The organism is Nostoc sp. ChiVER01, assembly GCF_034531155.1.
Lineage (GTDB): Bacteria > Cyanobacteriota > Cyanobacteriia > Cyanobacteriales > Nostocaceae > Nostoc.
Genome location: NZ_JAVRBS010000005.1, coordinates 295879 through 320819 on the forward strand (window position 1 = coordinate 295879; position 24941 = coordinate 320819).

The window sequence follows — 24941 nt, forward strand, 5'->3', positions numbered from 1 at the left end:
TCTCGTAGAGAAGGGCGCATTCGCGCAGCGTCTCGTTAGAGAAGGACACAAAGTAAAGAAAGAAGATTTGGCACTGCCTCACTTAAAAATGGTATCAAATGCTAATATTTGTGTGGATTTGAGGTTTTAAATCTCGTTGGATAGCCGTTGTGTTTAAAGGCTGTAAAAAAGTGTTGATTTTTTCTTCAAAAAATCTTTGAGTAGTTTCAAATTCCTTAATTAATGCGTTTCTATCTTTCCTAGCTACCAGTTTCGCCAACCGATTGTAGGTATTAGCCAAATAGCTAATTGCATTACACCTTTCTTCTGTAGCTAGCATAATATCAACACATAAATTAGGATTTTGAGAAAACAAACGTTTAACAATATCAATTTCTTGACGATAGTTAGGTGTTGACATTGTTAAGCTTTGCTCTATATCGACTTTTAGTTGTGCTAAGAAAACACCAAGGCTAAATCTACAAAAATGCTGTGTTGCTTGAACAATCACCATCATTTGATCGTGTTCTTCAGGCGTACAAAAAATTAATTCTCCACCTTTAGTTTTAAGAAAGTCTAATAACCATTGAAACGACTCATCATTTCGACCTGGACACACTACCACCTTTTGTCCCAAAAACGATTTTATATTTGGCCCAAACATTGGATGTAAACCTATGACTGGGCCGGAATGATGTTCGAGCATCGCTTGATTTGGCTGAGTTTTTACGCTCGTAATGTCACACAAAGCTGTATTTGAGCTAAGGTATTTCGCTGCACGCTTGATAACATCAACTGTATGTTCAATAGGAACGCTTACTATTACTAATTCTGCCTGATTTAACAGTTTATCTGCGTATTCCCAATCTTCATGTTCGAGAACGCTAACATTGTGACCTACTAGTGAAAGCTGCTCTTTAAATAATCTTCCCATCCTGCCGCGTCCACCGATGATGGTAATTTGTCGGGAACTGACATGATTTGTTGCAGCTTTAGGAATCAGAGTAGCATGACAACTATTTACTACACTCGCCCAAACAGACTCAGGAATACCAGCTTCAGCAAGTAGAGGAGCCACATCAGCCAGTTGTTTATCTAAAGAAGGTTGTTCTGATGCTGCTAATAATGATATGCGATCGCTAAGTAGGGCGATCAAGCTCTGGTCAGTTTTTTTAAGCTGATCTGAATTTGTCATTTGTCATTTGTCATTTGTCATTTGTCATTTGTCATTTGTCCTTGAGAGACTACGCGCACAAGGGACATGGTTTTAATTAGTCCGATATGATTAGTTTTTTCGCCTACAAGGGGTAAGGTATGTACCAAAAAGTCTTGATCAACAAGTGATTCCTTAGAACTCAATTCGGGTAAGAGATCCAAATTTGTTGCTTTTTTGGCGATCGCATCATAAAATAACTCTTCATAACGGTCTAGTGCTTGCTCAAAGGAATAGTTTTCTACTGCAAACTTTCTTCCTTTGCGCCCTAATTGCGCTGCTAATTCCGGCTGTTTATATAAATCTAATATCGCACTTGCTAAAGCATTTGCTGACTCTGGCTCAACGATAAGACCGCCACCACTTTCTTTGATAGCTTTGGCAGCAGTCCCAGTTGCGGGAACTGAAGCAACAATTGGGCGACCACTAGCTAACAGCAGTGGTATTTTAGAAGGCATATTGAAAGAAATCACATTGCTTTTTTGCACAATCAACCCCACATCCGCACCTGCTAACATTTGTGGGAGTTCTTCTCGCGGTTCCAAGGGTAACAGCAAAACGTTATCTGCACCACAAGCAAGACAATGTTTTTGTAACCTTTCGAGAGCTTGAGATTCACCTGCGATCGCAAAGACAATATCATTAATATGACGCAACCGAGATGCTGCTTCGATTACTGTCTCTAAACCTTGGGTCAGAGCAATATTACCTGAATAAAGCACTACAAATTTATCATTAAGTTGATGGGTAGCTCTCCAAGAGTTATTTTCTTTCGGCAAAGGGCGGATAAAATTTAGATTCACCCAATTTGGAATACAGGCAATTTTATTAGCAGGTACACCTTTATTTTTTAAATTATCTACAAAGCCATCGGCAATCACACTAATGGTATGTGCAGTTCGGTAGGCAAATTTTTCTAAAGCTTCCAGAGCTTGAATCATCAACTTATTTTTAATTAGCCCAACACGCACAGCAGCTTCCGGGAGGATATCTTGCACATTCAGCACTACTGGGCAATTATATAGCCAAGCTATTAAGGTTGCAGGTAAACAAACTAGTAACGGCGGCACTGTTAAGAGTATTACATCAGGTCGCTCGCCTTTAAGGGCTTGTGGTAAGCTTGTAAAAACAAAGCTCAACTCTAGCAATAGCCTGTCTACAAGGTTAGGTTTAGACTTAATCCGCAGGTAACTACGCTGAATTTTGACACCATTTTTATGTTCAGTAACGTATAGCTTACCCTGATAGCGATCGTAAATCTGACGCTGAGGGTAGTTAGGCATACCTGTGATTACCCGCACTTGATGCCCTCGCTTTACCAGCCCTTCTGCTAGTTCAGTCATCAAAGGTGCAATACCAATTGGCTCTGGATGATAATTGTATGAATAAATCAGAATTTGCATGAACTCTTAATGCGCTGAAAGCACCTTAATAATATTGACTTTATTAGTGTTATCCAGTTTTTATCTCCCTTGTTCCGGATTTAATAACCTGAAATTTTCGTAGAAACTTTCGTAGGGTATGTTACCGCCGAGAATACGGTATCGAATTTATCGAGATGGTGCGTTATACCCTTGGCTAACGCACCCGACGAAACTGTTACTCAAGCATCAGAACTCAGCACTGTTTTTGCAGTTACTTCTCTAAACTCAAGACTGGCTTTTGTTGTCTACGTTTCCGCAATGTGATGGTAGCAGCCCCAAATCCGAGCAATGCTAAACCCAATGCTGAACTAGGTTCAGGTACTTTAGTTGTGCCTTCTACGTTTAACACTTGGACGCGACCTTGGAAGAAATCGCCCACATAAAGCTTGCCATCTTTGAGGCTTGTACCACCTGTCCAGTTAAATCTGCCTGGAGTGAGGTCAAGGGGATTGCCAAAAGGAGGGCCAGTTAATGCTGGAGGCGGGACTGGGTTGCCTGATGCATCTAGGGCTGGTTTACCGTAAGAAGTCAAGAATTTACCGTTTTTATCAAATACCTGAACACGGCTGTTGATAGAATCAGCTACATAAACATTCTCTTGGTCGTCCACTTCAATGCCAATTGGCTGAAGAAGTTGTCCAGGCCCGCTACCTGCTGAACCAAATGTGTACAGAGGTTTTCCATTTGGATCGAGTACTTTAACGCGGTTGTTATACTGGTCAGCTACAAAGATATTTCCACTGACTGGGGAAATTCTGATACCTGCTACACCTTGAGTTTCTCCAAGTCCAGTGCCCACAGTGCCACCAATCACACCAATTTGCTTTCCGTCAGGTGTGAATTTAAGGATTCTTTCGCCGTTAAAATCACCAACGTAAACATTGCCAGTTTTGTCAAATGTTACACCAGATGGCCCAAAGAAAAGCCTATCATTTATACGAGGGGTAAATTCTCCATTTGCAAAGGATCTAATAAAGTTACCCTGAGAATCGAATTGATTGATGCGGTTGTTGTAAACATCACCTGCATACAAATCCCCTGTTACGGGATTAAAGTCTACAGTTGTTGGCTCGTCAAACTGCCCAGGCCCTGTGCCGCCGGAGCCAATTGCTCCAATATACTGACCGCTTGGACTAAATTTTTCAATTTTGTCACCGAGGTTATAGTTAGGAGTACCATCCGGGTTAACACCGCGTCCGTTAGATATAAGAGTATTCCCTTGGCTATCCACCGCTATCCCTTGGGGAACAAACAGTTGCCCAGGGCCGAAGCCTGGTTCGCCGATACTTCTGTCGTAAGTTAATGTTACAGCCTTGGCTTGGGCTGCTGCTGCCAACACTATGAACCCAGTACCAAGAATGCCGATTGAGAAATTTTTGACTAATCCCATGAGTTTGAAGTCCTGGTTGTATGAGTGTATACTCTTTCCTAGACTAATTTTGTTCCCAGTCCTAGTTCGGGAACCCTAAGATTCGGGCTGCTGCCTCCTATTTGAAATGCAACTTTCTGTGTGAGGCAGCAGCCTATTTTGTAAGTACCTGATACCAGGTAAAGAGGAATTAGACTATCTCTGCTTTGGGTAGCAATTCACCCGACTTGTCTTGGCGTTTGCGCTTGGCGAAAGCAGCAGTTGCGCTTACACTAGCAAGTGCTATTAAGCCGACTACTGAACCAGGTTCGGGGACTTTTTGAACAAGACCATCTACCCGAACAACCTCCCCTCGTCCTGGGCCGACACCGCGATTGGTAATATAAATCTTGCCATCAGAACTAACATCAATTCCATCAGCCGAATCTAGCCCTTGACCTGCTGCAACAAGTGTTGTGCGAGTGCCGTCAGGAGCAACTTGGATCAGAGAACCAGGTAGATTTGTGATGTCACCCCCTAACTGGGACTTGTCGCTAAACTGTAAGACGAGCAAATCGCCTTTTTGATCAAAGGTTAGGTCTGTGATGTGCGTAAATCCATCCAGAAAAACTTCTGGTTTGAGATCATCGCCAATGCGGAAAATCCGTGATTTACCTGCTGGATAAGGAAAACCTGTATATTCGCCAACGTATAAAGCTCCATCAGGGCCAATTGCGCCACCTGTGGGTACTGATTGAATTGCTATTTTTCCTCCTGGAAGCTCCTGTAATAGCCCAGGAGGTAATTGTAATCCTGGTGGCAAATCTGACTTACTAATAATATTTTTAGGAATTGCGATCGCCTCGGACTTACTTCCGTCAAGCTTGATTTTGTAAGCAGTGTTTCCGCCCCCATCAACGACATAAGCATTATCGCCACTAATAGCCAGGTCATAAGGATTGGTAACTACATCCCCTTTGTCTGGATTTTTGGTGATTTCATTCTTAGCAAAGTCAAAAATACTGGTCAGAGATCCCGTCTTCAAGTCAGCTTTGTACAGTTGTGCTAGAAGCGATGTATTTAAAACCTTATCGGGTGTTGATGGCGGGAAAGTTGCAAGTTGCTGTGGTGGGATAGAGGATTTAGAACCAAGGTTAAGTGTTGCTAAATCGCGGTTTCCTGGATAACCAGCAAAGCCAGTCAGAAGATAAGCATTCCCTTGAGAATCAAATTGTATATCTTCAATACCAGCGCCTTGGTTGCCAGTAGGTTGCTCTGCTAGAGACTCAAAGTTATTAAATAGACGCTGTTTGGTGCCATCTGGTGCAACTTTGACCAGTGAACTAGTGTTACCAGCACAGATAGGCTGAAATAGGGTACTCGGAGATGGTTGGCAATTTCCGTTTCCTCCAATACCTGGCTCTGCTACGTAGAGACTGCCGTCAGGGCCAAAGCTAACACCCCGTGCATTACTAACTCCATCAACAATTGGCGTTAGGCTTGCAGCTTGTGCAGATGCTGTTCCACAAATAGCAGTAAAACAAAATGTAAGAGATGTAAGAGCAAATGACTTGAGTTTCATACCTTTAGAGATTGAGAATTAAGTTAAGTGGAAAACTTTATGGTTTTAAAGACAACGTGCAGTCTTTGAGGAAGGCAGGATTGGTTTGAAACTCTTTACTTGAGCGCCACGGCTCCATTTATAGGAGGTTTAATAGCTCTCTTTTTGTGCAAGCAACCAACGCCAAAGGCAGCGATCGCTAATATGCCTAAAGCAGAACTCGGTTCAGGGACAGATTTGATATTTTCAATTCTGAGAACTTGTCCATCTCCAGCGCGATCGCCTCGGTTTGTGACGTATACCGCACCATCAGCACCAATAGTCAAAGCGCTAGGCGACTCTAATCCATCCCCACTCAAAAGAGTTGTGCGTGTCCCATCGGGAGCTATTTTGATCACAGAACCATCAAAATCACCCTTCCAAGCTGACTGATTGGCGTACTGCAAAGCATACAAATTGCCCTTGGTATCAAATTCCAAGTCTGTCAGTTGGGTAAAGCCATCTGCATATACTGTTGGCTTGCCATCAGCACCAACTCGATAGATTTTTGCCCCATTTTCTGGGAATGGAAAACCTGTAAATTGGCTGATGTAATAAGCGCCATCAGGGCCTTTTGCCACACTTGAAGGTACTGCTTGGCTTGCAAACTGCGATCGCACCACTTCACCTTCAGATGGCACTTGTGCTGGTTCATTGGATGGTGTTCCAGAAGGTGGAAAGACTGGATTAGTCAATACATCTTTAGAGAATGCGGTAATAGATTGCAGATTTCTACCATCAGTATTAACGCTGAGTAAGTCATTTGCACCGGCATCAACTGCAACTAATTTATTGCCATCTATCAGGAAACCTAAAGGATTGCTATCGACATCACCACCATCGGGATTGTTGGCGAGTTCATAGTTACCTAAATCGGCAACACTCTTCCAGGAATTGGTGTTAAAGTCGGGAGCGATGATTTTACCGAGGTCTGTGTTACCTAAATTGCGATCGCGAAAGGTCGGATTAGCGCCATACCCAATCAGAATATAAGGTTTACCTTGAGCATCAAATTTGATATCACGAGGCCCGGCGGCTCCAGTACCATCTGGTAATGCTAAGGAAGGAAGTCCTGTAAGTATGCGTTCGGTTTTACCATTCTCAATTTTGGTAACTGCCCCACTTTTGCCATAGCATAATGAATCACCTTGACCGCTTGACGGTGGAACACAACCTCCACTTCCCCCTATTCCCGCCTCTGTGACATAGAGATTACCATCAGGGCTAAAGCTTAGACCTCCAGGGCTATATAGACCGTCGGCGATTACTGAAAAGGATGCGGCTGAGGCAGCTTTGATTCCAGAAAAAGCGGCAACACAAAAAGTGAGGAAGGTAATGGTAAGTTGTTTCAGTTTCATGTGTTGCAGGGAATTGAGGTAAGAATTTTCAACGCAGAGGAACGCAAAGGGACGCTGAGATTTTAGTTGGTAACTAGTGCTTCTGGAGTTTTTGGGAGGTAGCTCATTCCTCGGTCAAATGATTTGAGGTTGCCAGCTTTGGCTTCTAGTAAACGTTTGATGTTCATGCTCTCAGCGCCAAAGTCTTCAATTTGAAGTTTGCCGTGAGTGACGGTTCCATCTGTTTTCCAGAATGTGATTCGATGTAGGATGAAACCTGAAGCTTCGGGGTCAGCGAATGAGTATGCGGTTGGAATGAGTAACGCTACAGAACGCTGATAATATTCGTAGTCTGGATAAAAGTGTTCTTGTTCTAGTAAGTAGTATTTGCTCAGACTATGAACCCGGACGGAAACTTTTACTTTCTGGTCATATTCATCTTTGAATTCACCTGATTCAGAAGTAATATCACCATTTGGGCGCAGTAAATGTGCCCACTCATCTATGTTCCGTAGGTCTTTTAAGTATTCAATGCCGATTTCAATTGGGGCATCAACATAGATGGTATCTGTATCGATAAAGTAGCGACCTTTGGCTGCTGAGGTTAGACCAGCTTTGCGTTCCAAATTACCTTTGAGAGAACGACACTCGGAAGTATGTACCGTGTGAATTCCCTGCATAATCATCTGAGTTTGTCGTTTGGGATCGACAAAGCTCAACCAATGGAAGTATACACCTTTTTCATCTGTTCCCGGCTCAATGTAGTCAGTGGGAAATAACAAAACAGGGTAAACCTGAAAATATTTCTGATACTCTAATCCACAATGCCACTCAATACCGTAGAAAAGCGGATTTTCTAATTTCTTAACATGATAATAGAGGTTTTTGTGATAACCAGACGCAGTTCCAAGCCAGGTATCTTCGTCAATTTGCTCTTTCATCCGGCTATAAAGCGTCCATTCGTCTAAGTTCTTTAAACTACAAAGATACTCAAAGGCGCTCTCTGGTGAAGTAGCAATATAAGCTGATGTTGCAAAGGTATTCTTTTCCACTTATTACTCCTTAAGATAATAATTAAGCTGCGATCGCTGCTTTAGTCTTGTTTCGCTTACCGCTCTGAATCCGGTCTTCTGCTAATCGTTTAGCAGCATCGTTGGTAGTAATTCCCTGCTCTTTAGAAATATTAAAAATTGCTAGTAGGGTGTCATAAATGTTATGCACTTGCTTAAAAGCTTTATCTTCGTCATAGCCAATCATTTCGTTGTAAACGTTGATTAGCCCTCCAGCATTAATTACATAGTCAGGGCTATAAATAATCCCTTTTTTGGCAAGCATTTGACTATGTAGTTGCTCATTCTCTAACTGATTATTCGCTGCACCAGCAATAATAGAAGCTTTTAAGAAAGGAATTGTATGACTATTAAGAATTCCTCCTAAAGCGCAAGGAGAAAAGATATCTACATCAAGAGAGTAAATCTCGGCGGGTTCTACAATAGTTGCGCCAAAAAGCCGTTTTACTTCTTCTGCTTTTACTGGATCTACATCACTTACAAAAAGCTTGACATCATGCTCATGTAAGTGCCGACAGAGATTTTTACCTACATTTCCAAGACCTTGAACTGCAACTTTCATGCCATCAAGTCTTTTGCTTTGCCAACGCGACTCTACAGCAGCTTTAATTCCGAGAAAAACTCCTAGTGATGTTATGGGAGCAGGGCCGCCAGATTTTTCTGATACCCCAACAACATGTTTAGTTTCTTGACTGATTGTCCGTACATCGTCAGGGGTAATATTAACATCTTGTCCGGTAATAAAACGCCCATTTAGACTATCAACAAAACGTCCGTAAGCTCTTAAGAGATCATCTGTTTTATTTTCAGGATTAGCAATAATAACTGCTTTTCCGCCACCAGCCGGAATGTTGGCACAGGCGGCTTTATATGTCATCCCACGACTCAGACGAAGCGCATCTTTTAAAGCAGCTTCTTCGTTAAGATAAGGTAAAATTCTTGTAGCTCCCATCGCTGGGCCCAAGGTCGTGTCATGGATAGCAATAATCGCTTTAATTTCAGGATTCTTACCATGACAAAAGAGAACTTGTTCGTGACCCATTTCTCTAACAGTTTCAAATAACAGCATTTTCACCTCTCGATATTGTTTGGTATTGGTTAGAGAAAGTAATTTGCATTACAAAATGTAAAGATATAGACACAAAAACATTCTCGAATATTAATATTGGATGAAGTTAAGAAAAGACTTAAGGTTTAAAAAGCAAAATTTCCAGTTGATTGGGTATAGTTTTTTAGCTGGAATTGAAGTCTTTGCCATTTCTAGATTCATCCTTATGTCTTTTACTAAATGGACTAATCCAAAATGGATTGGAAAGTCTACTTTATTGAGATGTTTTCGTGTCTATAACAATTGAAAGAAATTGTCAGGTTTAACTTTTAAACCATTGGAAATGAGATTTGCTTGGCTGGATTTTTAGCCGAATTTGATTTGACTCCTTGTGCTGCTAAACTTTTATTACGTGCACCAGAGGGTGCTGGTCGATCAGCATCAATCACGACATCGAGCAGAAAGGGAACGTTTGATGCGATCGCTTGTTGTAATGCTGCTTCGATCTCTGACTCTCTGACGACTACAAGCGCTTCTGCTCCCATACCACGAGCAATCATGGCGAAGTTTGTTGGTGGAAGTGTTGCATCTGCGCCTTTTAATCCCAAGATTTTCATCCCTTGATGGCACATGTTGTAACGCGCATCGTTGAGTACAATCCAGATTGCAGGAATTTTGTATTTCACAGCTGTGCTGATTTCGTTATTCATCAGCATTGCTCCATCGCCAACAATACCTACAGCTTTGCTCTTGCTCGCCAATGCTGCACCCAATACTCCGGTGACGGCGTGACCCATTGCGCCAACTCCGGTGCTGACTCGGTAACGATTGGCTTCGGAAAATTGCAATAGATGAGTTGACCAAGTAAAGGAGTTACCACACTCCGCCATGACTATGGCATCGGTATCTTCAACAATCATCTTTTGAATTGCTGCCATCAATACTTCTGGCCGCACTGGATAATCTACCTCTGGTGCAGGTTCAATTGCTTTGGGTTGTGGACGAGGTAGTGGCATTGTGGAATCAGGAGCATCTGGTAATTGCTGCAATAACTCTTCCACAAAAGCTTTGATATCAGACCGAACTGCGAAAGTTTCAACGTGGGGATAGGCTACACCTGGCACTTCAGGATCAATATCTACATGGATAAAACCTTCTTTTGGAACTAGCGCCGAACTCCAGAAGGAAGTCGGTTCACCAAGGCGAGTTCCTAATACGAGTGTGCGTAGTGGAGGTTGTTGTTCCATATAAGTTAAGACGGAAGCATGACCGCCTAAACCTGTGACACCGACAAACTGGGGATGATCTTCCGGGAAGATACCTTTAGCACGAGGTGAACACATAACGGCTGCTCCCGTTCTTTCAGCGAGTTCAAGGATTTCCTCTGCTGCGTCACGCGCACCGAAACCAACCCAGATGGCAAAGGGACCAGATGATAATAACTCTACAGATTTCGCGATCGCTTCTTTAGAAGCAGTCATCCCAAATGGAGTAACATCTAGTTGAGGCAAGGATATATTCTCATCAACTAAACTTGTCTGCACTGCGGTAGGGACGCTCAAATGGGCAACAAATCCGCCTGGTTGCGCCATAGCTAAAGCAAGTTTGCGGAAAATCTGCGGTAGTTGAGCCGCAGATTCAATAGTGATTGCATAGTTGAATAAGGCTCCTGGGGTAAAAATTCCCCCACTGGGCAATGTGTAAGTGCTGGTTTCTTGAATTGCCCAACGTCCACGCTGCGGTGCTGAGGTGCAAGCCGACAACAAAATCACCTTTGCACCTTCACCACGAGCCGCAAATAATCCGGTGAGAGCATTAGTGATCCCCGGCCCTGCTGTGGTAAAAACTACAGCAGGGCGATTATTGGCAAAGTATGCTTCGGTTGCTGCAAATGCTGCTCCTGATTCATGGCGGAAGTTCAACACGTCGATGTTGCTATTTGATAGCGCCCCCCAAAGGCTTGCCATCGCCCCACCTGCGACACCAAAGGCGTTGCTTACTCCCAAATTTACCAGCATCTGAGCGATCGCATCGGCAACTGAGAGCGCTGCGGGTGTTTCGTCATTTAAGAAAGGCTGAATTTCGTTGTTATCCTCCGATTTATCAACCTGACGAGAAACGTCAGACACAGATTCTACATATCTGTTTGCTGGATATTCTTTGTATGGCTCAGTAGTGATTAGAGGAGAGTTTGAACCAGTATAGTTTTGACTCATTAGTTTCACGCAGTTACATAAAATTACACAAAGGCTTTCTAGTTTACAATCACAGGGATAGAAATATTTGATACAAACGACTCTGTTGCTTTCACAGCTATGACCTAGCTTGGTCGTTCATAGAAACGGTTAATCGCTGCTGATTGATGCTTGTGAGCGCATTACCAAAAACTTTTACCGAAAGCATACAGCAATCAATACTGTGCTTCTTGTCACCAGAATAAGGGACATAAAGACTGTTGTGCAATCAAATATTCTTTGATGAGGGTGTCAAATCTTTCGTTTTTACTATGATGACTATAGTGCTTAAGTAGGTTGGTGGGGAAAAACTAAACCATATAAAGGTCTATAAACTAGCAAATAACCTTAATTCAAACGCTTCTCATAAACTTTACAAAACTCAATATAGTTAAGTTTAATAACGCTGACTTCATTAATTATCCGATTGCAGAGGTGCTTATTTGCGATGCTTACTATAATCAACACCTATTTGCAATGGAAAATCTTTTGATAAAAATGTTAATTCTTTTGCTTTTATCGTGATTGTGACATTTCCAACTTAGTCATTTTGAAAACTGCGTAGGCGTAGCCCGCCATAGGCATCGCTGCAAATACACATTATCAAATGTACAATAGAAAATTTTTTGATTTAGTTGTCAATTCTTTCGCTTTTAGATTTCCCCTACCCTACACGACTTTCTCCAAGCGAAATAACCTTAAAAGTCATGTTTTGAAAGGGTTTCGGGCGTTTTTTGTGAGTAATTCCTAGTTTTGGAGCCTCACCCCGAAGCTGTCAACAGTCCAGAAAAAAGCTTGATTATTCACTCTTCAACTCGCCGTTACAAACTATCCGAGTTAAAGCATGAGCTTAACTACAACAGTTTGGCGAACCTTTATATTGCCACTAACAACTTATTGATGCAATTCTTTGTAACGAGAAATACATAATTATTTAACTGTTATCTTTCTTTTGAGAGATGGCTAGATACTAAATAGGTGAGCTATTGATAAAAATGATGATTTATGATGTATGATATTATCCTAAAATACGTACACTATCAATGCATTTGTTTTATGTATAACTAAAAACTACAAACAATACGCAAAAAACCGCGATCTCTCTAATACAAATGTATTCCTGAGGACGGATGACTAAAGATATCGATTTGTAGTTAAATCCCTGAGAGAGTAGGTTAAGATAATTTAAGAAAATAAGTTGATCAATAAAATTTGTTCATTTAAGCCAAGCCCAGCAGTGCAAATCTCTTTATGTTGAAAATTAAACGACTCGACACCAATAGTTCGTCAAAACGCATGATTGGTGAACGATAAAGTTAATTTGGCTCTGGTGCAGGACTAGTTTAAATGTAAAATATTTATTTTTTCTACTTATATACATTAGGAGTTTTGAATTCTTATGTAATAAAGTTTATTGGCTAATCTTGATTTGATTCGTCTATATTTTGCGTTGCTATAAAAATCTGCTTGGGACAGGAATAAATTTTAAATATTTAGTTTTTTTTAACCGAAGATTGGTTTAATAATTCGCTTTTTATTGGTATAATAAGTTTTGTTAACAGGATTAGTAATATTTTTTAATTTACTAACTAATCTTATTCTTGAACAACCTAACGGTGCGCCAAAGATTTTAGTAAATTATGACTATTAACTCATTAATGGCTATGGTACTGATTGATTACCAGGAGGAAGTAGGAATATGAATTCTGGCGATTCTACATTAGCTAGAGCAAATAATCAATGGGTGCTACAACCAGAAGTAGAGATGAAGTTTGCTCACTTTTTAATAAATCACGCTGTAGATGCTGCCTTCTGTTTAGGAGAAAACGCACAGTTTCTCTACGTCAACGATGCCGCTTGTCGGATGACTGAGTATTCTCGTGAAGAATTACTTTCCATGAGGCTGCATGATATAGATGTGGATTTTGCTCTACACAATTGGTCAGATATTAGCTCACAAAATTCCCTTACCTTTAAATCTCGTTACCGAACAAAAAGAGGTCGGATATTCCTGGTAGAAATATCTATTAGCCATGTCAAACAACAAGATATGGAATTTGGCTGTGCTTTTGCTCGTGAGATAAGTGATGAAATAGTAGAACTGAGCGTGCAAAAGTGGACTGATGAATTAAGGGATGCCAAAGACAATTTGCAACAGGAATTTTCTCAACTCAAGGCAAAAGAAGTAGAACTAGAAACATCTCTGTCTTTGCTTCGTTCTACTCTCGAATCTACTGCCATTGGTATTGTTGCAGTTAACTTTGAGGGAGATATTCTGAGCTTGAATCAGAAATTTGTGGATATGTGGCAGATCCCGGAGTCCCTAATATTATCTAAGAAATGCCCTCGATGCAAAGCCTTTTTTGAAAACCAACTTAAAGATCCCCAAGCCTTTAGTCGGCTGATTTGGGAAGTGTCTAGCCAATCTGATTTCGAGAGCTACGACATTCTGGAGTTGAATGATGGAAGAGTTTTTGCACACTATTCCAAGCCTCAGTGGCTCGATAACAAAATTATTGGTAGAGTCTGGAGTATTTGGGATATTACTCAATCCAAACAGACTGAAGAAGCATTACGGTTGAATGCAGCTAGATTTCGGACTTTAGCAGAAACAACAGATGTTAGCACTTTTCTGATTCAAGGCACGCGACTTTGCTACATAAATCCGGCAGTAGAGCAACTCACTGGCTACACAAGAGAGGAACTGCTAACAGGCTTTGATATTCGCAGACTGATTAAAAGCAAAAAAGGCAGGCAGATACGTAAGCAGGGTGAAGCAACTAACTTTGAATATCAGGAGATGAGTATTCTGACAAAAAACGGTACGGAGCGCTGGCTAGCTTGCGCGGTTGCAATGCTAGATGGAGGGCTGGATTTTGGTGGAAAACCAGTAGAAATGGTTGCAGGCATCGATATTACCGATTACAAATATGCAGAATTAAGTCTTAACCAAGCTTTAGAACAAGCCAAACAACTTAGCGAACTGAGAGCGCGTTTTCTTTCTATGGTTTGCCATCAATTCCGTACACCACTAAATATTGTTTCATTTTCTAATAGCTTACTAAAGGAAGAAGTAGACAAACGTACACAAAAGAAAATACAACCATTACTAGATCACATTCAAAAAGCTACCGAACAACTCAGCCAGATGATGGATGATATTTTGTTCTTCTCTAAAGCAGAAGCAGCAAAAATAAACTGTGAACCCAAACCACTTGAGTTAGTTGAGTTTTGTAAAGATTTAGTTGCCCAAATGCAGATGAGTGTTAGCCAAATTCCGATTAATTTTGTCAGTCAAGATAACTCTTTAACAGCTTGCATAGATAAAAAACTGTTAGAGCCGATTTTGAAGAATTTACTCGACAATGCAATAAAGTATTCTACCTCGAACATTGCAATCGATTTGAAACTTTCTTGCAAAAATGAGAAAGTAATTTTTCAGGTCAAAGATAGGGGGATCGGTATTTCAGTAGCAGATCAACAACGAATATTTGAGCCATTTTACCGTGGGACTAATATTGATCATATACCTGGTACTGGATTAGGGTTATCAATTCTTAAAACCCTTGTAGATTTACATCACGGTCAAGTCTTTGTCGAAAGTCAAGTGGATGTGGGTACTACGTTTACTGTGATGTTGCCATTAATCAAATCAGAGTTTAGTAGTTCCGAGTTGTGAATGTTGAAATTAAGATAATTCTTAATTAATAGCTTAACAATCATAACTCTCGGAACGAAATAATTAATCTCACGCTTATTTACATACTCACTAAAGAGTATAGTAAGCAGCTTCTGTTAACAGTTATGATAATACAAAGCTATGCAAGAATCACCAAAGAAAATTCTCGTTATTGAAGATGATAACGTTACCCGCAATCTTTATTTAATGGGTCTTGAGGCTAAAGGTTTTGATACGATAGGTGCTGACAACGGCCTTGCTGGTATCCAACAAGCACAAGAGCATATACCCGACTTAGTAATTTGCGATATCACAATGCCTGATATGGATGGTTATAGCGTTTTAAATACGCTACGCCAAGATCCTGTTACAGCAATTATTCCTTTCATTTTTCTGACTGGTAGTAGTACCAAAGCAGATGTTCGCAAAGCTATGGAATTGGGAGCAGACGACTATCTTACTAAACCCTCTACACTAGACGAATTACTAAGAGCGATCGCTATTCGCCTGCAAAAACAAGCCACTCTCCAATACTGGTGGGCTATGAAATTAGAAAAAGCTCCACAATCAATATTTGCAGATAATACCACAGCGATCGCTGAAGGTGTCGGCAATAGCGAAGCGGTAGCGACATTAGGAGCGTCAGCCTCTGGTAGAGAAGCCCCTGATACAGAAGTCATGATCCCTCCCAAGTCAATTTTTCCCTACATTCCTCAATTAAAAGAAGTTTTTGACTTTATCGAAGCTAATTATCATCTAGGAATTACTTTGTGTGATGTGGCTGTTGCTGTTGGTTACTCACCTGCTTATTTAACTAACAGAGTAGCAAAGCAAACAGGCGAGACTGTAAACTGTTGGATTGTCAAACGCCGGATGGCGGGAGCACGTTTTCTACTTCAAAATAACGATCAGACAGTCGAGAAGATAGCGAAAGCATTGGGCTATCAGGATGTGTCTCATTTCTCCCGCCAGTTTCGCCAGCATCACGGTTTACCTCCCCAAGCTTGGCGCAAAGAGCATCAACTCGTATCCCAAAAACAGGTAAAACTTTGGCAAAACTGCTGAAACTTCAAATTCAAATAAATAGTTGCGTAAACTCATATATTAAATCTACCCTGCCCTTACGTAACATGGCTGGGTCTAATCTTTCAGTAGTGTTACAAGTCATCAACACAACTAAGCGTTGCTGCATCTGAATACCAGACTCATCAATTACACTCTGATATAAAGTGCCATCTAGCAAACTCAGAATGTGTTCGGTTTTGTTATTGTACTGCGCTACCTCAGAAGCACGATTTTGCGCTAGATTATCAGCTTCGTTAATAACAATACATATACGCTCTATGTAAGTCGGTGGCACAAAGTTAGCGATCGCATCATGATCTAAAATAAAAATTACATATCCCAAAGGTACAAGAATTTCTTTTGCTACTGCTTGTGTCCAGACTGTTTTACCAGTACCTGGTTGCCCATGTACAACGACTGCTAACTGGTTTTGATTCAGAATCGCTTGTTGTACAGAATCAGTAAAGTTTTGGATATCTGCTGGAAATGTGCGAATGTTAAATTGACTGTGAACCTTGCCTACACGACTTTGATATCCACTCAGCATCACTGCTAAGTCGTAAGTTGCTTTGTTAATTAATGGCGCAAGATTTTTCGCCATTAAACTATATTGTCGTCGCCCGCGATCGTAGGGATCAATTTGTAACCAAACGTCATACTTCGACCAGTAAGCATAAACAGTATTGATAACGTCTAAGCGTTCCCAGCTAACAAATTTATCAACAGGAAAATAAAAATCTCTTTCTGAGTAATATTGGGTAATAATGTCAGGATTACCTAACACTCCTAAAACTCGTAATACAGTAATTTCTTGTAGTCGATTAAGAACATAATCAATGGGAATGCTACTACGACTAACGAATTGAACGATAGGCGTTTCCGTACTCAAAACATCTTTATATCGATGATCTGGTGATTGAGGATCTGGCGTGATGTAATTCCAAAACTTTTCGACTTCGTAGCGAGTATTTTCAGATACAACATTTAATAAGTTAGCCCACCAAGCATAATTATTTCGTCCCAAAACATCAGCAACATTACTCACTAAATTCAAACTTTTTTGAGTTAATTCGCGGGAGTCACTATACAACAGTTGCCACAAAAACTCCCAGTCTAATTCTCGGTTAAACGGTCGCCAACCACTAGCAAGCAAGCTTTGTCGGGTATTATTTGTCGGAGTGCCTTCATTACTTCTAAAATAGTCAAAATCCATATTTATTAGTTATGTAGCGTTAATCGAGTTATTTAAGGTTAAGTATGAGATTTTGAAAAATTTTTCTCGTAATATTAACTAATTGAGTACAAATGGTAATTTTATTTTTACCGCCCTGTACTGGCTAGGAAACCTTTTTAATCTAACTCATTCTTTATGTAATATACTATAATACATAACGACTACTTGTGTCAACTTTTTTGACAAAGCAATTAGTTCTTAATGTACTTGCGCCATTTATCCATCTTTAGATGAGGACTAATGCCATCACCCTAGAATTGCATGAGATAAGGCACATAAGCGCATTTTGACTGATGCCATTTCTCTCATTGCTGGCTGGGCTACCCACACAAGTAGGAAAACCTCATCCAGGCTTGAATTTGTTAGGATGCGTTAGGGCTAATGTCCATAATGCACCGAAAATATAGGATGGTGCGTTACTTACGGCATAAGACACCCTACAAAACTGCTGGCGTGCTGGATTCCGATTAACCGTAGTATCAACCTATGTGAAGACGCAAAATTTCGCGTCTTTTCTAGTTAATCAAGTTGAATATTTGCCATTAATTTCTATATAGCCCTCAGAAAGATCGCAACCCCATACAGTTGCAGAGGCGTCACCAATATTGAGGCTAACATGAATTTTTACGTTATTTTGGGACATTATTTGCCGCAACTGTTCCAGATTTTCATCAGTTAAGCTATTAGGATAAACTTTCACGTTATCAAAACTAATAACAACTCGTTCTGGATTTATTTGCTGTTCATTTTCACATTTGCCTATAGCCATAGCAACTCGTCCCCAATTCGGATCTGCTCCATAAACGGCGGTTTTGACTAATGGTGAATTCACAATTGCTTTAGCTACTGTTTTGGCTTGTGCATAATTAATCGCTGAATCTACAGTTACCTCAATAATTTTGGTAGCGCCTTCTGCATCTCTGGCAATTTTCAGCACCAATTCTTGTGCAACTTCTTGCAATGCACTGGCAAAATCTGCTTCTGAAACTTCACCGGCTATTCCATTAGCTAAAATCACAGCAGAGTCACTAGTAGAAGTGTCAGTGTCTACACTCAAGCAGTTAAAGGTTTTATCTATAGTAGAGCGAAAAATAGAACGAAGGCTATTTGCAGAAATTGCCGCGTCAGTAAAAAAGAAAGTTAAGAGGGTAGCCATATTAGGCTCAATCATACCAACACCTTTGGCAATTCCTACCAGCTTGGCATTGCCTATTTGCCGTGTTGCTAATTTTGGTACTGTATCGGTGGTCATAATACCACGGGCTGCGGCATCAAAATCAGCATTAGTCAGTTTTTTGCCCAATCCTAATAAACCTGCCCGGATTTTTTCAATTGGGTAACGTCTGCCAATTACACCTGTAGAAGCTATCACAATATTATGTGTAGCAATTCCAGTTTCAGTTGCAACTAATTGCAGAACCTCTTGGGCATCAGCGATGCCAACAGAACCATTAGCGACATTTGCATTCTTAGATATAACAACAATTCCTTGTGCTTGTGAATCTTTTAAATTATTACGGCTAATAGTCACGCTTGGCCCAGCAAAAAGACTTTGAGTAAAGACTCCATCAGCAACACAAGGAACTGATGATTTAATAAATACAAAATCATCAGTTAAATCTCGTATTCCTAAATTAGTAATAAATGCACTAAACCCTTGAGGTGTGGAAGATATATCTAATGACATTTTTCTGAATTTAATAATTTGGATTAATTATCTCATACTATCTACTAGAATTTTTATGACACATAAATGGTTTTATAGACGTATAGACGTATAGATGTATGCTTTTAGCTATATATTGTAAAAATTTTAATAGAAGCTAAAAACCTATAAATCAGTTAATGTCACAGTAAATGTTGTCCATCCATTATTGCTTTCTAGTTGAATGTTTCCTTGCAGTTGTTCGACTAATTTCTGTACTATAGCTAAACCTAATCCCGATCCACCTTGATTCCAGATGTCTGCATTGGGAGTGCGATAAAATTTTTCAAAGATTCGTGGTAACTCTGTTACAGAAATTTCTACTGAATTACTGATAGTAATAATAGTTTTTGCAGGCACTTCCAAGGAATTGTGACGTACACTTAGGACAATTTCACCACCCGCAGGGGTATATTTACAAGCATTATTAACCAATTCTACTAAAATTCGTTCCAAGCTAATGCCATCTGAGAACAATGGTGGGAGATTTGAAGGGAGATTTATCTGTAGAGTTTGCTGATGTTCTTGAACACGGATTTTAAATGGCTCAATAACCCAAGGTAATAACTGTTGTAAGATCAAGGAATCAGGTGTCATCACCGTATAGGATGAGCTTTCTAGCCTTTGTAAGTCTAGTAGATCGTTAATTAATCCTAGCTCGCGATCGCACTCACCTTCCATTAGTTCTAGATAGTGTTGGGCTTCTTCAGTAACAGGAGATAATTGGATCATTTGAATCATTAACTTTATATTACTCAGAGGCGATCGCAGTTCATGGGAAACTAGATTTAAAAACTCATTTTTGAGTCGATTTATCTCTTCCCATTGCACCAGAAGTTGCTCTTGCTCAATTTGTTTTTTACGCGCTTCAATTGCTCGTTTGCGCTCAGTAACATCTCGAAAAACTAATACTGCACCTGTAATATTATCTCGATCATCTTTTATTGGTGCAGCACTGTCATCAATCGGTATTTGTCTACCGTCTTTAGTAATCAGAATAGTTTCTGCTGGGATACTGATGATAGTACCATTTTGAAGGACTTTTCCAATCGGACTTTCAATATAGTCATGAGTTTCTGCATTAGCAATATTAAATATCTCTGATGAATTTCTACCACAAGCTTCTTCCTGTTTCCATCCGGTTAGATTTTCAGCAACCGGATTCATAAAAGTTACCAATTCTTGCATGTCGCTAGCAATTACACCATCACTGATACTTTTTAAAAGTGCATCTAGCCATTTTTTATTTACCTTTAATTGCTTTTCCAAACCATGTTTAGTCAGAGTAATTTCAATATTTATTTGTAGTTCTCTCTCTTTAAAAGGCTTGATTAGGTAAGCAAAAGGCTCAGTTATCTTAGCTCGGCTTAATGTATTTTCATCTGCATAAGCAGTCAAATAAATTACTGGAATATCCAAACGTTTATAGATTTCTTCGGCAGCTTCTATTCCGTCCATCGATCCTTTTAGCTTAATATCCATTAGTACTAAATCAGGGGATATTTCCACTGCTTTATTAATAGCTTCTTCTCCTGAAGAAGCTATAGCAGGAACCGTGTAACCGAATTTTATCAGTCGATGTTGCAAATCTTTAGCAACAATAGCTTCATCTTCTACAACTAAAATTTTTGCTTTTGTCATTAGTCATTTTATATTGTAAATTTCACTTGGCACTCTACCCCGTTAGCACCTTGGATATCGATATTACCTGCAATTTGATTGGTTAAAGCATCTACTAACTGCCAGCCTAAAGATGCCATATTTTTAAAATTGAAATTTGATGGTAAACCAATTCCATCATCACTAACGATAAGTGTAATCTCATGCTCAGTATTTTCGCTCATTCCAATATAAATCGTACCATTTCTACCTGCTGGAAATGCATATTTTAAAGAATTAGATACAAGTTCATGGATAATCAAACTACAAGGAATTGCTGTATCTAAGCCGAGAAATACTTGCTCATCGATATTTACTCTCAGAGCGATCGCATCTCCATTGACTTCATAAGCACTAAATAAACTTGCTACTAAATCTTGAATATATTCACCAAAATTAATTTTTGCCAAGTCTTGAGACTGATATAATTTTTCGTGAACTAAAGCCATTGATGCAATTCGCTGTTGGCTTTGTTTAAATATTACTAAATCGTCTGGATGTTTGATATAAGCAGATTGCAAGCTTAACAGACTAGAAATAACCTGTAAATTATTTTTGACCCGATGGTAAATTTCTTTTAATAACACCTCTTTTTCTAAGAGTGAAGCTTGAATTTGCTCCTCCCACTGCTGGCGATCGCGCAGTGCGGCTTGCCGTTCGCTAATATCTTCGACCACAGAAATAAAATACTTTGGCTCCCCACTAGGTTCGCGCATTAAAGATACAGTGAGATTAACCCAAACAATGGAGCTATCTTTGCGGAAATAGCGCTTTTCTATGGCATAAGTTTGAATATTATCTGCTAAAATCTGATCAACATATTTCAGGTCGGCATCAAGATCATCTGGATGAGTAATATCTTGGAAAGTTAGCAACTGTAGTTCTTCAGATGTATAACCGAGAATATTGCAAAGCTTCTGATTAACTAACAACCACCTTCCATCTATTGCTACATGGGCGATGCCAACAGCAGCTTGATGGAATGTAGCACGAAATCGCTGTTCGCTTTCTCGTAATGCTTGTTCTATTCGCTGGCGCTCAGTAATTTCTGCCTGTAGTGATTGGTTGATTATTGTTAACTCTGTTGTCCGTTCCTCAACCTTGATTTCTAGTTCCTCCAACAGGTTACTTAGTGTCTCCTCTGCTTGTTTACGCTCAGTAATATCTTTTTGTGTACCTGTCATCCGCACTACGTTACCATCTTTATCCCAGAGTGCTTGACCTCGATCTAAAATCCATTTGTAAGTACCGTTTTTACATAAAACTCGATACTCGGTAGCGTAAAAGGGCGTTTTCTGAGCAAAATGGTCTTGAACTGCTTGTGTTACCAAGTCAAGATCGTCTGGATGCACTCGTGTCACCCTTTCATCTAAATGGTTAGAAATTTCCTCGTTTTCGTAACCGAGCATTTCCTTCCAACGAGGTGAAAAGAAAACTTCGTTGGTTTTAACATTCCAGTCCCAAATTCCATCATTATTGCCGCGCAAAGCTAATTGCCAACGTTGTTCGCTTTCCTTTAATACCTCCTCAGTCCGTATGCGTTCAGTAATTTCCCTTGCTAGTTGGTAGTTTGTAGCCTCTAGTTGGACAGGACTCGGTAGAGCCAATGCCTGGGGTATTAATGGCAGAAGTTCTATGGCTGTCAATACTGAGATAAAAGCGGTGATAGCTTTAATTAACCCTGATAGCCAATAGGTAGGATACCAAAGTGTCCACACATCCATTAAATGGGTTGTGCCACAAGCAACGATAAATATGCCAAACATCAAGAACATCCAGCCGAAAGGCACATCTCGCCGTTTACGGACAAAATAAACCAACATTACTGGAATTGAATAATAAGCAAGTCCAGTTAACACATCTGAAACGAGATGCAACCATACCAATCCTGGTTTCCAGAGGTAGCAATGTCCGTGGGGAATAAACTGGCTAGTAGAAAAAAAATTATTTAAAAATTCCATCATAAAAACTTATACACTGCACAAGTCTTCACCAAAGCCCAAAGTGCGCCAAAGTGCGAAACGAAAAAAGAGGTTTTGAGACTAAGACCCCTGTAGACGCGCAGAGGCTTAGAAAGTAGTTTTTGATACTCTAAAGAAAAAAATGTTCAGCGTTTGTCAGAGGTTTAGTGTACTAGCGTTGGGCTAGTACAGAATAGGAGTTACGGCTTCTACATCCTCTATCTGTCATCCTTTCTGAGTTTTTTAAGCTGAGGATGTAAGGTTTATTAAAATAAAAGTACCGCGATCGCTTTAGTTTTTGTTACCGTAAATTCTCTGAAATGAATTCTTTATATATATAGATGCCTTCACGAAATCACAGTAATATTTCGATTGTATAAAATAACTTGTACTGAATTCTTAAGTATATTATCGGATTATATAACTGAAATTAATACTTTGAAACTACGTAAAAACTATAAAAGTTCGATTCCCTCTGATTTACCCCATACGGTGATACTTGCTTTTGACTTAGTGGCACGCTGACGAATTCCTTCTCTTGAGAGCCACTACCACCAATCACCAAATAAACCTCAGGAATTTTGGCAACGATGTTCAAATATGCATCTAAGTAAGTTGGAGTCCAAAAACCAGCCATTTAGAGATAAATACGCCGGGTTACTGAAGATATGGACGCTTATCTAAGGATACTTTTAGTTATTGGCACAAATTTACGCTAACACTTTTTATTTGCCCAAAGTTTAATAATGGTTACTCACGACAACAAAATTTTAGATATTGCAGTTTGCATGAGCTATTTTGAAGATAGTTGATGGTTCTTTTGTCAAAGAAGTTTTGTGATATACAAAATGGGTAATAACTAAACGCTAGTCCATCCTGTATATATCTTTGGGAATACTATTTTAGTTAAATGTTCGTACAGCTAGTAGCGAAGCAGAGGGAAAATAATTTCTTTCAGTCGTTAAGTTAAATGAGATGGCAAACTAACTGACAATAGAAATATTCCTTAAGTCTAATGTAAGACACACCTGGAGTATGAAGTTATAAGTTATCAGGTGAAATAAGATTGTAGAACCTTGTTAATCTAGTCTCGATTGTTGTCAGCATCTGTCTGATTAAAACATTTTAGTTTATTTCCACTCTAACAAAAATTAATGTAAATAAAATTATTAGATTGATTCCGGTCAAAATCCTGTTTAACTTAGCGATCGCTTGTAGTTCTTAAGTAAACCGATGTGAATAATTAAAAGGTTTTTAGTTTACTTTGTGTCGGATGCAAGCTATAGGTTATGTCTTCTATATGTGGCTTTAGCCCTTAGTTAAAGCATCTAAAAAAAAAGTAACTAAAAAAATCGTTGTATTTATTATGATTGGTACGGAATAGTATGGTTAAAGATTTGGTTTTTTGTCTACAAGAAGCAGCTTTACACATTATCTCCAAAAAATCTCAAACACATAAAGATTATTCTGAATGTTTTGTGAACCCTCCCTGTGGATGTACCAATCCAGGGCAAAATCCCCAGTGTGAAGATTGTACTTATCTTGAAACCTGCTTATCTAATTGCAAACTCCAAAAAGCTTCATTAACTTCGTGTTCATAAACTAAACTTTAATTCCAAATTAATTCCTACGATAGAATGGACTTTAATCTTATGGTAGAAGCACAGCAAAAAAACAGCAGCTATCTTGAATAAGAATAACAAAATAATTCACAATAAGTAATTAAAAATTATGATGCAAATGAATATAATTTTATGAAAAATAAATATTATTCCTTGCTTGGCGTTGTGAATAAACGATTTGGTTACTGAGTTCACAATCATATCATAAATTAGTAATTACTGATTATGAATTCGTTTGAATATTACGAATAGTGAAGTTGTTGTGTGGGGGAGCTTAAAATGCTTTCAACTTTCCAAAAGAAACTAGGTTAAAGACTCCTCAATCTGTATTGTGAAAAATTCCTTAATTTAGCAGTGGATTGAGTAGACAATATCGGTTTTGAAAATCAATCAACCACAGAAATCTAGAACATAAAAGGAACCATAACTATGAAAGCGTTTGATTTATCTAAAGCTGTTTTGGCTACTGTCTTTGCTATCAGTTTCACTTCTTTGTCCTTACCTCCTTCTGTTTCTGCCCAAAGCGGAGGCTCTGGTAGCGGAGGCTCTGGTAGCTCCTCCAGTGCTGGCAGTAGCTCAGGCAGCACTGGTACAACTGGTACAAGTGGTAGTGGTACAGGCAGTACTGGTACAAGTGGCACAGGCAGCACTGGTACAAGCGGTACAGGCGGTAGTGGTATAGGTGGCACAGGCAGCACTGGTACAAGCGGTACAGGCGGTAGTGGTATAGGCGGCACAGGCAGCACTGGTACAAGCGGTACAG

16 protein-coding genes are annotated in these 24941 nt (G+C 39.7%); 3 read left to right on the plus strand and 13 right to left on the minus strand.

Annotated elements, in window-relative coordinates:
- Positions 1–94 precede the first annotated feature (94 nt).
- From tyrA to scyA, 8 genes are all read right to left on the minus strand, one after another.
- On the minus strand, positions 95–1174 hold the full coding sequence (gene tyrA / locus RMY00_RS09785; protein WP_322647343.1) for a bifunctional chorismate mutase/prephenate dehydrogenase: 1080 nt from the start codon (positions 1172–1174) through the stop codon (positions 95–97).
- 17 nt (positions 1175–1191) lie between these two features.
- On the minus strand, positions 1192–2595 hold the full coding sequence (locus RMY00_RS09790) for a glycosyltransferase family 4 protein (RefSeq protein ID WP_322647344.1): 1404 nt from the start codon (positions 2593–2595) through the stop codon (positions 1192–1194).
- Positions 2596–2827: 232 nt separating this feature from the next.
- On the minus strand, positions 2828–4006 hold the full coding sequence (gene scyF / locus RMY00_RS09795; RefSeq protein ID WP_322647345.1) for a scytonemin biosynthesis PEP-CTERM protein ScyF: 1179 nt from the start codon (positions 4004–4006) through the stop codon (positions 2828–2830).
- Between the two features lie 169 nt (positions 4007–4175).
- On the minus strand, positions 4176–5546 hold the full coding sequence (locus RMY00_RS09800; RefSeq protein WP_322647346.1) for a ScyD/ScyE family protein: 1371 nt from the start codon (positions 5544–5546) through the stop codon (positions 4176–4178).
- A gap of 95 nt (positions 5547–5641) precedes the next feature.
- Entirely contained in the window at positions 5642–6922 is a 1281-nt protein-coding gene (locus RMY00_RS09805; RefSeq protein ID WP_322647347.1) for a ScyD/ScyE family protein, read from the minus strand.
- Positions 6923–6984: 62 nt separating this feature from the next.
- Positions 6985–7953: a scytonemin biosynthesis cyclase/decarboxylase ScyC gene (gene scyC / locus RMY00_RS09810; protein ID WP_322647348.1), complete on the minus strand. Its 969-nt coding sequence runs from the start codon at positions 7951–7953 to the stop codon at positions 6985–6987.
- A gap of 22 nt (positions 7954–7975) precedes the next feature.
- Positions 7976–9040, minus strand: coding sequence for a tryptophan dehydrogenase ScyB (gene scyB / locus RMY00_RS09815; protein ID WP_322647349.1), 1065 nt, complete (start codon positions 9038–9040; stop codon positions 7976–7978).
- Positions 9041–9348: 308 nt separating this feature from the next.
- A complete protein-coding gene (gene scyA, locus RMY00_RS09820; RefSeq protein WP_322647350.1) occupies positions 9349–11235 on the minus strand; it encodes a scytonemin biosynthesis protein ScyA in 1887 nt (628 codons plus the stop codon).
- A gap of 1717 nt (positions 11236–12952) precedes the next feature.
- Between scyA and RMY00_RS09825 the strand changes: the two genes are divergently transcribed.
- Both RMY00_RS09825 and RMY00_RS09830 read left to right on the plus strand, forming a co-directional pair.
- On the plus strand, positions 12953–14932 hold the full coding sequence (locus RMY00_RS09825; RefSeq protein WP_322647351.1) for a scytonemin biosynthesis sensor histidine kinase: 1980 nt from the start codon (positions 12953–12955) through the stop codon (positions 14930–14932).
- A 141-nt stretch (positions 14933–15073) separates the two neighbouring features.
- Entirely contained in the window at positions 15074–15997 is a 924-nt protein-coding gene (locus tag RMY00_RS09830; RefSeq protein ID WP_322647352.1) for a response regulator, read from the plus strand.
- Between the two features lie 10 nt (positions 15998–16007).
- On the opposite strand, the gene RMY00_RS09835 is transcribed toward RMY00_RS09830, so the two are convergent.
- From RMY00_RS09835 to RMY00_RS09860, 5 genes are all read right to left on the minus strand, one after another.
- Positions 16008–17210, minus strand: coding sequence for an AAA family ATPase (locus RMY00_RS09835; protein WP_322647353.1), 1203 nt, complete (start codon positions 17208–17210; stop codon positions 16008–16010).
- Between the two features lie 544 nt (positions 17211–17754).
- Positions 17755–18918, minus strand: a complete 1164-nt coding sequence (gene argJ / locus RMY00_RS09840) for a bifunctional glutamate N-acetyltransferase/amino-acid acetyltransferase ArgJ (RefSeq protein ID WP_322647354.1) — start codon at positions 18916–18918, stop codon at positions 17755–17757.
- A gap of 144 nt (positions 18919–19062) precedes the next feature.
- Complete coding sequence (locus RMY00_RS09845; protein WP_322647355.1) at positions 19063–20577, minus strand: ATP-binding protein; 1515 nt, start codon at positions 20575–20577, stop codon at positions 19063–19065.
- A gap of 8 nt (positions 20578–20585) precedes the next feature.
- Positions 20586–22559, minus strand: coding sequence for a sensor histidine kinase (locus RMY00_RS36130; RefSeq protein WP_416212056.1), 1974 nt, complete (start codon positions 22557–22559; stop codon positions 20586–20588).
- A gap of 427 nt (positions 22560–22986) precedes the next feature.
- Positions 22987–23193, minus strand: coding sequence for a hypothetical protein (locus RMY00_RS09860; protein WP_322647356.1), 207 nt, complete (start codon positions 23191–23193; stop codon positions 22987–22989).
- A 1414-nt stretch (positions 23194–24607) separates the two neighbouring features.
- Between RMY00_RS09860 and RMY00_RS09865 the strand changes: the two genes are divergently transcribed.
- Positions 24608–24941, plus strand: a 334-nt coding sequence (locus RMY00_RS09865; protein WP_322647357.1) for a hypothetical protein, incomplete at its 3' end; no start/stop codon positions are given.

What these genes read in the sequence shown, in the direction of transcription:
- tyrA (WP_322647343.1), bottom strand. Translation starts at nt 1,174, where the DNA reads ATGACAAATTCAGATCAGCTTAAAAAAACTGACCAGAGCTTGATCGCC.
- RMY00_RS09790 (WP_322647344.1), bottom strand. Translation starts at nt 2,595, where the DNA reads ATGCAAATTCTGATTTATTCATACAATTATCATCCAGAGCCAATTGGT.
- scyF (WP_322647345.1), bottom strand. Translation starts at nt 4,006, where the DNA reads ATGGGATTAGTCAAAAATTTCTCAATCGGCATTCTTGGTACTGGGTTC.
- RMY00_RS09800 (WP_322647346.1), bottom strand. Translation starts at nt 5,546, where the DNA reads ATGAAACTCAAGTCATTTGCTCTTACATCTCTTACATTTTGTTTTACT.
- RMY00_RS09805 (WP_322647347.1), bottom strand. Translation starts at nt 6,922, where the DNA reads ATGAAACTGAAACAACTTACCATTACCTTCCTCACTTTTTGTGTTGCC.
- scyB (WP_322647349.1), bottom strand. Translation starts at nt 9,040, where the DNA reads ATGCTGTTATTTGAAACTGTTAGAGAAATGGGTCACGAACAAGTTCTC.
- scyA (WP_322647350.1), bottom strand. Translation starts at nt 11,235, where the DNA reads ATGAGTCAAAACTATACTGGTTCAAACTCTCCTCTAATCACTACTGAG.
- RMY00_RS09825 (WP_322647351.1), top strand. Translation starts at nt 12,953, where the DNA reads ATGAATTCTGGCGATTCTACATTAGCTAGAGCAAATAATCAATGGGTG.
- RMY00_RS09830 (WP_322647352.1), top strand. Translation starts at nt 15,074, where the DNA reads ATGCAAGAATCACCAAAGAAAATTCTCGTTATTGAAGATGATAACGTT.
- RMY00_RS09835 (WP_322647353.1), bottom strand. Translation starts at nt 17,210, where the DNA reads ATGGATTTTGACTATTTTAGAAGTAATGAAGGCACTCCGACAAATAAT.
- argJ (WP_322647354.1), bottom strand. Translation starts at nt 18,918, where the DNA reads ATGTCATTAGATATATCTTCCACACCTCAAGGGTTTAGTGCATTTATT.
- RMY00_RS09845 (WP_322647355.1), bottom strand. Translation starts at nt 20,577, where the DNA reads ATGACAAAAGCAAAAATTTTAGTTGTAGAAGATGAAGCTATTGTTGCT.
- RMY00_RS36130 (WP_416212056.1), bottom strand. Translation starts at nt 22,559, where the DNA reads ATGATGGAATTTTTAAATAATTTTTTTTCTACTAGCCAGTTTATTCCC.
- RMY00_RS09860 (WP_322647356.1), bottom strand. Translation starts at nt 23,193, where the DNA reads ATGGCTGGTTTTTGGACTCCAACTTACTTAGATGCATATTTGAACATC.